Annotated in this window: 8 protein-coding genes; 5 read left to right on the forward strand and 3 right to left on the reverse strand. The window is 74.7% G+C overall.

Features of this window, described 5'->3' with window-relative positions; translation table 11 throughout:
* Positions 1-269 precede the first annotated feature (269 nt).
* Genes dhaK through SZN_RS33370 form a run of 3 tightly spaced genes read left to right on the forward strand, consistent with a single transcriptional unit; the run spans position 270 to position 2,317 of the window.
* Positions 270-1,262, forward strand: a complete 993-nt coding sequence (gene dhaK, locus SZN_RS33360) for a dihydroxyacetone kinase subunit DhaK (protein ID WP_007503857.1) — start codon at positions 270-272, stop codon at positions 1,260-1,262.
* 46 nt (positions 1,263-1,308) lie between these two features.
* Positions 1,309-1,908 carry a dihydroxyacetone kinase subunit DhaL gene (gene dhaL, locus SZN_RS33365; protein ID WP_007503859.1) on the forward strand — a complete coding sequence of 200 codons (600 nt, stop codon included), beginning with the start codon at positions 1,309-1,311 and terminating at the stop codon, positions 1,906-1,908.
* Positions 1,901-2,317 carry a PTS-dependent dihydroxyacetone kinase phosphotransferase subunit DhaM gene (locus tag SZN_RS33370; RefSeq protein ID WP_007503860.1) on the forward strand — a complete coding sequence of 139 codons (417 nt, stop codon included), beginning with the start codon at positions 1,901-1,903 and terminating at the stop codon, positions 2,315-2,317. The genes dhaL and SZN_RS33370 overlap by 8 nt, the downstream gene beginning before the upstream one ends.
* A 72-nt stretch (positions 2,318-2,389) precedes the next feature.
* On the opposite strand, the gene SZN_RS33375 is transcribed toward SZN_RS33370, so the two are convergent.
* A complete protein-coding gene (locus SZN_RS33375; protein ID WP_043734407.1) occupies positions 2,390-3,088 on the reverse strand; it encodes a glycoside hydrolase family 75 protein in 699 nt (232 codons plus the stop codon).
* Positions 3,089-3,520: 432 nt separating this feature from the next.
* On the opposite strand from SZN_RS33375, the gene SZN_RS33380 reads away from it, so the two are divergent.
* Together SZN_RS33380 and SZN_RS33385 are read left to right on the forward strand one after the other, a co-directional pair.
* A complete protein-coding gene (locus SZN_RS33380) occupies positions 3,521-4,498 on the forward strand; it encodes a fibronectin type III domain-containing protein (protein ID WP_007503864.1) in 978 nt (325 codons plus the stop codon).
* A gap of 169 nt (positions 4,499-4,667) precedes the next feature.
* The gene (locus SZN_RS33385) at positions 4,668-5,210 is read left to right on the forward strand and encodes a hypothetical protein (protein ID WP_007503866.1); all 543 of its coding nucleotides are present in this window, start codon (positions 4,668-4,670) and stop codon (positions 5,208-5,210) included.
* A gap of 18 nt (positions 5,211-5,228) precedes the next feature.
* Here SZN_RS33385 and SZN_RS33390 read toward each other — a convergent pair whose 3' ends face one another.
* The gene (locus SZN_RS33390) at positions 5,229-5,780 is read right to left on the reverse strand and encodes a PadR family transcriptional regulator (RefSeq protein WP_007503868.1); all 552 of its coding nucleotides are present in this window, start codon (positions 5,778-5,780) and stop codon (positions 5,229-5,231) included.
* A gap of 243 nt (positions 5,781-6,023) precedes the next feature.
* Complete coding sequence (locus SZN_RS33395) at positions 6,024-8,039, reverse strand: NADPH-dependent 2,4-dienoyl-CoA reductase (RefSeq protein ID WP_007503870.1); 2,016 nt, start codon at positions 8,037-8,039, stop codon at positions 6,024-6,026.
* Positions 8,040-8,112 lie beyond the last annotated feature (73 nt).

Below are 8,112 nucleotides of genomic sequence, written 5' to 3' on the forward strand. Positions count from 1 at the left end.
GCACGCGTCGGCGGCGGCACGCGTCGGCGGCGGGGCGGCCGGGCCTCGCGGGGGCGGCAGCCGGTCACGGAACGCGGCCGCGCGGTCGCGGACGGGCGCCCGGTCGCGGGTCCGGACGCCCCCGCACGTGACCTTCGCCCCGACAAGGCAGATACTGCCGCTATCAGGACTTCCGACCCAGAGGCCACCGACCACCGACGGACATCGCCCCCTCCGGCCGGCAGAACCCCCGGCCGCGGGCCCCTCGCACGTTTCACCGGGAGGTACTCATGAAGATGCTGATCAATGTCGCGGAGACCGTGGTCACGGACGCGCTGCGCGGGATGGCGGCGGCCCATCCGGAGCTGGTCGTGGACGTGGACAACCGGGTGATCGTCCGGCGGGACGCCCCCGTGGCGGGGAAGGTCGCGCTGATATCCGGCGGCGGGTCGGGGCACGAGCCGCTGCACGGCGGATTCGTGGGCCCCGGCATGCTGTCGGCGGCCTGTCCGGGTGAGGTGTTCACCTCACCGGTCCCGGACCAGATGGCCCGCGCGGCGGCGGCCGTCGACAGCGGCGCCGGGGTGCTGTTCATCGTGAAGAACTACACGGGCGACGTCCTGAACTTCGACATGGCCGCCGAACTGGCCGGGGACGAGGGCATCCAGGTCGCGAAGGTGCTCGTCAACGACGACGTGGCGGTGACCGACAGCCTCTACACCGCGGGGCGGCGCGGAACGGGCGCGACGCTGTTCGTGGAGAAGATCGCCGGTGCCGCCGCGGACGAGGGACAGCCGCTGGAGCGGGTGGAGGCGACCGGCCGGCAGGTCAACGAGAACTCCCGCAGCTTCGGTGTGGCGCTGAGCGCCTGCACCACCCCGGCCAAGGGCAGCCCCACCTTCGATCTGCCGCCGGGTGAGCTGGAGTTGGGCATCGGCATCCACGGCGAGCCCGGCCGCGAACGCCGGGCGATGATGACGTCCGGTGAGATCGCCGACTTCTCCGTGGGGGCGATCCTGGAGGACATGTCCCCGCGCAACCCCGTCCTCGTCCTGGTCAACGGCATGGGCGCGACACCGCTGTTGGAGCTGTACGGCTTCAACGCCGAGGTGCAGCGGGTCCTCGCGGAGCGCGGGGTGCCGGTCGCGCGCACGCTCGTGGGCAACTACGTGACCTCGCTCGACATGGCCGGCGCCTCCGTCACCCTGTGCCAGGTCGACGAGGAGCTGCTGCGGCTGTGGGACGCGCCGGTGAGGACCGCCGGGCTGCGCTGGGGCATGTGATCCGGGGCCGTACGACCGCAACCGACCTGCCACGCAAGGAGATCCAGTGCTCGACGCCCAGTTCTTCCGCCGTTGGATGACGGCGACCGCGGCCTCGGTCGACCGGGAGGCGGAGCGGCTCACCGCCCTCGACTCCCCGATCGGCGACGCCGACCACGGCAGCAATCTGCAGCGCGGGTTCCGCGCGGTCAGGGCCGCCCTGGACAAGGAGGAGCCGGGAACTCCCGGCGCGGTCCTCACTCTCGCCGGCCGGCAGCTCATCTCGACGGTCGGCGGCGCCTCGGGCCCGCTGTACGGGACGCTGCTGCGGCGGACCGGCAAGGCTCTCGGTGACGGCGCCGAGGTCGGCGAGGACGACCTCGCTCGGGCGCTGCGCGCGGGCGTGGACGCCGTCATGGCGCTCGGCGGCGCCGCGCCGGGCGACAAGACCATGATCGACGCGCTGGTGCCGGCCGTGGACGCGCTCGGTGACGGGTTCGCCGCGGCGCGGGCCGCCGCCGAGGAGGGTGCCGTGGCGACGACGCCGCTGCGCGCCCGCAAGGGCCGGGCCAGCTATCTGGGCGAGCGCAGCGTCGGTCACCAGGATCCCGGCGCCACCTCGGCGGCGCTGCTGATCGCGGCCCTGGGGGAGGCCGGCGATGAGTGACGCGGCGGACAACGCGCTCGTGGGCGTCGTGCTGGTCTCGCACAGCGCGCAGGTCGCCGCGTCGGTGGCCGAACTGGCCCGGGGCCTCGCGGGCGGGGCGGACGTCCCGGTCGCGCCCGCGGGCGGCACCGGGGCCGGGGAGCTGGGCACCAGCGCCGAACTGATCGCGGCGGCCGCCGCCTCGGTGGACCGCGGGGCGGGGGTCGCGGTCCTCACCGACCTCGGCAGCGCGGTCCTGACCGTCAAGGCCCTGCTCGCGGAGGGCGACGAACTCCCGCCGCGCACCAGCCTGGTGGACGCCCCGTTCGTCGAGGGCGCCGTCGCGGCGGTCGTCACGGCGGCGACCGGCGCCGACCTCGCCGCGGTGGAGGCGGCGGCGGAGGAGGCGTACCGCTACCGCAAGGTCTGAGCGCGGCCCGCGGCGGCTCCTCGCCCGGCCGGCCGCCTCTTCCGCCGGGGAGGCGGTCCGGCCGTTCGCGGGTCATCCGCCGCGCAGCAGTTCGGCCGCCAGGCGCCGTCCGGCCCGGGACGCCGCCGCCCGGTCCCCGATGTCCTTCACCCGGCTGCCCTTGAAGACGACGTAGGTGACGCCGGAGGCCGCGCCGCCGCCCTGCGGGTCGGCGGGGATGCCGAGGGCCCTGGCGGCGGCGTACGACGCCTCGCCGATGATGTCGCGCGGGCCGACGTCGCCGACGACCGCGTACCGCACGCGCCCCCGGTGGACGAGTGCCGCGACCGAGCCGCCGCCGATGCCCTGGGCGGCGGGGTCCCAGCCGCGGCCGGCGCCGGGCACGACGATGTAGGGCAGCCGCTCGGCGTTCAACTGGCGCCCGTCGGACTGCTGGTAGGCCGTGGCGGCGGAGAAGTACGGGTCGGTGCGGCTGTTGCAGCGGCGGGTGGGGCGTCCGTCGCAGTCGATGTCCATGTCCGCCTTCCAGAACACCGCCTCGCGCGTCCCGCAGATCCGGATCCTGGCGCGCGCCCCGCCGTCGCTGCGGTAGCGCCCCCGGGAGACCGGGTCGCAGCCCCGCAGTCTCGCGAGCAGGGCGGCGGCGCTGACGCCCGTCTCGCGGCGCGCCGCGGGCTCCTCCCGTACGGGAGGGTGGGCCGGGGCCGGGGGTGTGGTCGGGGCGAGCAGGGCGGCTCCCGCCGCTGCCAGCGTCAGCGACTGCAATCGCACCACGGAGGACCCTCTCGCCGGGGACATCGACAGGTGTTCGCCACCCGCGATCCGACGCGCTGACGAACGCTCAGCCCAATCTGACGGCCTTCGGATCATGCTGCCACCAGTGGGGGTCCGTACGGCGCAGCCGCCGGGACGACACGGCGGGCGCGAGGACCGCTCCCGGCGACCGGGGGTCCGGGACCCGCGACGGTCCCGGCCCCCCGGCCACCCGCGTACGGCACGGGGACAGCGACGACAGCGGTCCGCGCCGAAGGCATGAACCACCGGGCCGTGCCGGTGAGTTCAGCCGCGAGGAGGCTCAGCATACGGAACGCCGCGCGCCGGGCCCGCGGCGGCCGCCACCGACCGCCCTCTTGATGTGAGCGCGTCAGGCGGGCCATATTGGTCCGGACCATTGCCGCGAGGCCGCCCCCGGGAGGCAGAGTCGTGCGACGCGCTCTCGTTCCGCTGTCCCTGCTGTGCGCGGCCCTGCTGCCGCTGACCTCCTGCGCCTGGACCGGGTCCGCGCAGGACGAGGGCCGGATGCCCGGCATACCGCGGGGTGTGACGGCGCAGGCGGGCAGCGCGACCAGCGTGCACGTGATGTGGAACGCGGTCGCCGCGCCGGACGGCGTCCGCGGCTACGAGGTGTACCGGGGCGGCACCAAGGTCAAGGACGTCCCCGCCGCCGAGCGCATGGCGGACGTCGTCCGGCTCACGCCCTCCACCTCGTACGTGTTCACCGTGCGGGCCCGCGACCGCAAGGGCCGGCTCGGGCCGCCCAGCAGGGAGGTCCGGGCGAAGACCCCGCGCTACCTGCCCGCCGACCGCTCCGCCCCGACCCGTCCGGGCAAGGCCGCGGGACGGGTCGTCGCCAGCCGGGCCGTCCAGCTCTCGTGGGCGATCGCGAGGGACGACCGGGACGTGGTGTCGTACGACATCTACCAGAGCGGGGTGAAGATCCACAGTGTGAGCGGCAACCAGACGGCGGCCGTGGTCACCGGACTGAGGCCGGGGCAGAAGTACTCCTTCACCGTCCGGGCCCGGGACGCCGCCGACAACCGCTCGGTGCCCTCGGCGGCCGTGCCCCTCACCACCCCCGGCAAGGACGACGGGCGCGGCACGGCGCCGACGGCCTTCCAGGCGACGACGCGGCGCGCCGAGGGCGCCTACTACCTCGATCTGAGCTGGGTGCCGCCGCGCGCCGACGGGGTGATCGCGGAGTACCAGATCCAGCTCGACGGCCGGGACGCCACCTCTCTGGTGTTCGGCGGGAACCCGCCCGGCGAGCGGGTCACCTACAGCACCTACCTCACCCCGGACACCGGGGTGAGCCGCCGGGTCCGGGTCCGGGCGCGGCTGCCCGACGGCACGTGGGGCGGCTTCTCGGCGGAGCGCTCGGTGACGACGAGCGCGCGCCTGTGACCGCCGGGCCGCCGTTTCCCCCGGACGCCGCGGCGTGTCACCCGACCGGGTGATGCCCGCATGCGGTGGCGTCCGGGGGCGCGTTGGCTGCCCCTGAGGCAGCACGGGCGTTCCCGATCCCCGGCGGCGCAACGGACGTACCGCCGACCGTGCCGCCGGAGGGCATCCCATGCGCAAGTCACCGCTTCTCCTCCGCTCGGGCCTGACCGTGGCAGCCGCCTCCGTACTCCCCTTCTTCGCGGCCGCCGCTCCGGCCCTCGCCCAGTCGGGGATCTCCGTGAGCACCACCGGTTCCACGGTCTCCGTCACCACGAGCACCTGCACCAACGCCAACGGCAGCTGGGGGACCGCGTCCCTGCTCAACAGCCGCCAGGCGAACTTCTCGCAGGGCCGCCAGGTCTCGCTGTCCGGGACCGCGGCCCTGCAGTCGGCGGCGTGGTCGAACGTGACCGCGGGCACCTACACCGTCATCGTCATCTGCTCCGACGGCACCACGGCGGGCACCCAGTCGGTCATCGCCTCGCCGACGACCCGGCCCACGATCGCCGCCACCGCCACGCCCTCGCCGTCGCGCGGGGTGATGGGCGGCGTCGGCGGCGGCTCCACGGACTACGGCACGCTGACGCTGGTCGGCGGCGGTGTCCTGGTCACCGCCGGAGCCGTGGCCACGGCCTGGTACCTGCGCCGCAAGGCCAGGCCCCACCGGCTGTGACGGCGCGGCGGGGCGGGCTCACGCCGTTCCGTCCCCCGGCAGGTCCGGGAACTCCTCCAGAGCGTGCGTGAGCCACCGGGTCCAGAAGGTCTCCAGGTCGATGCCCGCCCGCAGCACCAGATGCCGCAGGCGGTCCTGGGCGCCGTCGCGGCCCGGCGGGAAGTCGCGCTCCTCGATCTCCCGGTACTCGGCGAGCTGCCGCCGGTGCAGAGCCAGATGGCGGCGCAGATCGGCCTCGACGCCCTCGGTCCCCACGACGGCCGCGGCACGCATCCGCAGCAGCAGCGTGTCGCGGTGGGGCCGCGGCTCCTGGGACGCGGCGGTCCACCGGGCCAGTTCGGCGCGGCCCGCGGGCAGCACGTCCCAGCTCTTCTTCTGCCCGCGGGCCGGCTGCGCGGCCGGCAGTGCCCGGATGAAGCCCTCGGCCTCCAGCCTTCCCAGCTCGCGGTAGATCTGCTGGTGCGTCGCCGACCAGAAGTAGCCGATCGACTTGTCGAAGCGACGGGTCAGCTCCAGGCCCGAGGACGGCCTTTCCAGCAGGGCGGTGAGGATCGCGTGCGGGAGTGACATGGGGTCATCCTAGGGACGCGCGCGGCGGGGCCGGTGCTGCGGCCGGGAAGGCCGGCCGGTGAACCTTGCCGGTCACCGCGCGGGTGCTGTGGCCGGGAAGGTTCGCCGGAGGCCCGCGGCGTCCGGTGCGGTGCCGCGCAAGGCGGAGCCTCACCCGCGTACCGGACGTACCCGGGTGGGGCGACAACGCCGCGAGGTGCCGTGCCGGGCGTCGCGAGCCGGTGAACCTTCCCGGTCGCAGCGCTACAGGGCCGCCGCCACCTCGGTGCCCTGCTTGACGGCCCGCTTGGCGTCCAGTTCCGCGGCCATGTCGGCGCCGCCCACGAGGTGGGCGCTGCGGCCCGCCGCGACCAGGTCCTCGTAGAGGCCGCGGTTCGGCTCCTGCCCGGTGCACAGTACGACGGTGTCGACCGCGAGGACGGTGCGCTCCCCGTCGACGGTGAGGTGCACTCCGGCGTCGTCGATACGGTCGTAGCGCACGCCCGGGACCATGGTGACGCCGCGGTGCCTCAGCTCGGTGCGGTGGATCCAGCCGGTCGTCCTGCCGAGGCCCGCGCCGACCTTGCCGGTCTTGCGCTGGAGCAGGTGGACGGTGCGGGGCGGGGCGGGGCGCCGCGGGGCGGTCAGTCCGCCGGGGCCGGCGTAGTCCGTGTCGACGCCCCAGTGCCGGAAGTAGGTCTCGGGGTCCTCGCTCGCCTTGCCGCCGCCGTCGGTGAGGAACTCCGCGACGTCGAAGCCGATGCCGCCCGCGCCGAGGACGGCGACCCGCTCGCCGACGGGCGCGTCGCCGCGCAGCACGTCGAGGTAGCCGACGACGCTCGGGTGGTCGACGCCCGGGATGTCGGGGGTGCGGGGGGTGACGCCGGTGGCGACCACGATCTCGTCGTAGCCGTCGAGGTCGCCGGCCGCCACCCGGGTGTTGAGGCGGACGTCCACGCCCAAGTGGTCGAGCTGGTGGCGGAAGTAGCGCAGGGTCTCGTCGAACTCCTGCTTGCCGGGGACCTTGCGGGCGACGTTGAGCTGGCCGCCGACCTCGCTCGCGGCGTCGAACAGCGTGACGTCGTGGCCGCGTTCGGCGGCGCCGACGGCGCAGGCCAGCCCGGCGGGCCCGGCGCCGACGACGGCGACGCGCCGGCGCGTGCGGGTCGGGGACAGCACCAGCTCGGTCTCGTGGCAGGCGCGCGGGTTGACCAGGCAGGACGTGATCCGGCCGCTGAACGTGTGGTCGAGGCACGCCTGGTTGCAGCCGATGCAGGTGTTGATGGCCTCGGGGCGTCCGGCCGCGGCCTTGGCGACGAACGCGGCGTCGGCGAGCATCGGACGGGCCATCGAGACCATGTCCGCGCACCCGTCGGCCAGCAACTCCTCCGCGAGTTCGGGGGTGTTGATGCGGTTGGTGGTGACGAGCGGGACGGACACCTCGCCCATCAGCCGCTTGGTGACCCAGGTGTAGGCGCCGCGCGGCACGGACGTGGCGATGGTCGGGATGCGCGCCTCGTGCCAGCCGATGCCGGTGTTGATGAGAGTGGCACCGGCCGTCTCGACGGCCCTGGCCAGGGTGATCACCTCGTCCAGGGTGGAGCCGCCCGGGACGAGGTCCAGCATCGAGAGCCGGTAGACGACGATGAAGTCCTCGCCGACCGCCTCGCGCACCCGTCGCACGATCTCCACCGGGAAGCGCATGCGGTTCTCGTACGAGCCGCCCCAGCGGTCGGTGCGCCGGTTGGTCTGCCGGGCGGTGAACTCGTTGATGAGGTAGCCCTCGGAGCCCATGATCTCCACGCCGTCGTAGCCGGCCCGCCGGGCGAGGCGGGCGGTGCGCGCGTAGTCGTCGATGGTGCGCTCGACGTCGGCGTCGGTGAGTTCGCGGGGCGGGAAGGGGCTGATGGGCGCCTGGAGGGGGCTGGGCGCGACCAGGTCGCGGTGGTAGGCGTAGCGGCCGAAGTGCAGGATCTGCAGGGCGATGCGGCCGCCCTCGCGGTGCACGGCGTCGGTGACGGGGCGGTGCTGCTCGGCCTCCGCCTCGGTGGTGAGCTTCGCGCCGCCCTCGTAGGGCCGGCCCTCGTCGTTGGGCGCGATGCCGCCGGTGACGATGAGGCCCACTCCCCCGCGCGCCCGCTCGGCGTAGAAGGCCGCCATGCGCGCGAAACCGTGCTCGGCCTCCTCCAGGCCCACGTGCATGGAGCCCATGAGGACGCGGTTGGGCAGCGTGGTGAAGCCCAGGTCCAGCGGGCTCAGCAGGTGCGGGTAACGGCTCATCGGGCCCTCCGGGACGGTGTCGTGCCTGACGCAGTTGTAGAGGACCGCGCAGGGTTTATGCAACTAGTTGCAC

Source organism: Streptomyces zinciresistens K42, assembly GCF_000225525.1.
Taxonomy (GTDB): Bacteria; Actinomycetota; Actinomycetes; order Streptomycetales; family Streptomycetaceae; genus Streptomyces; species Streptomyces zinciresistens.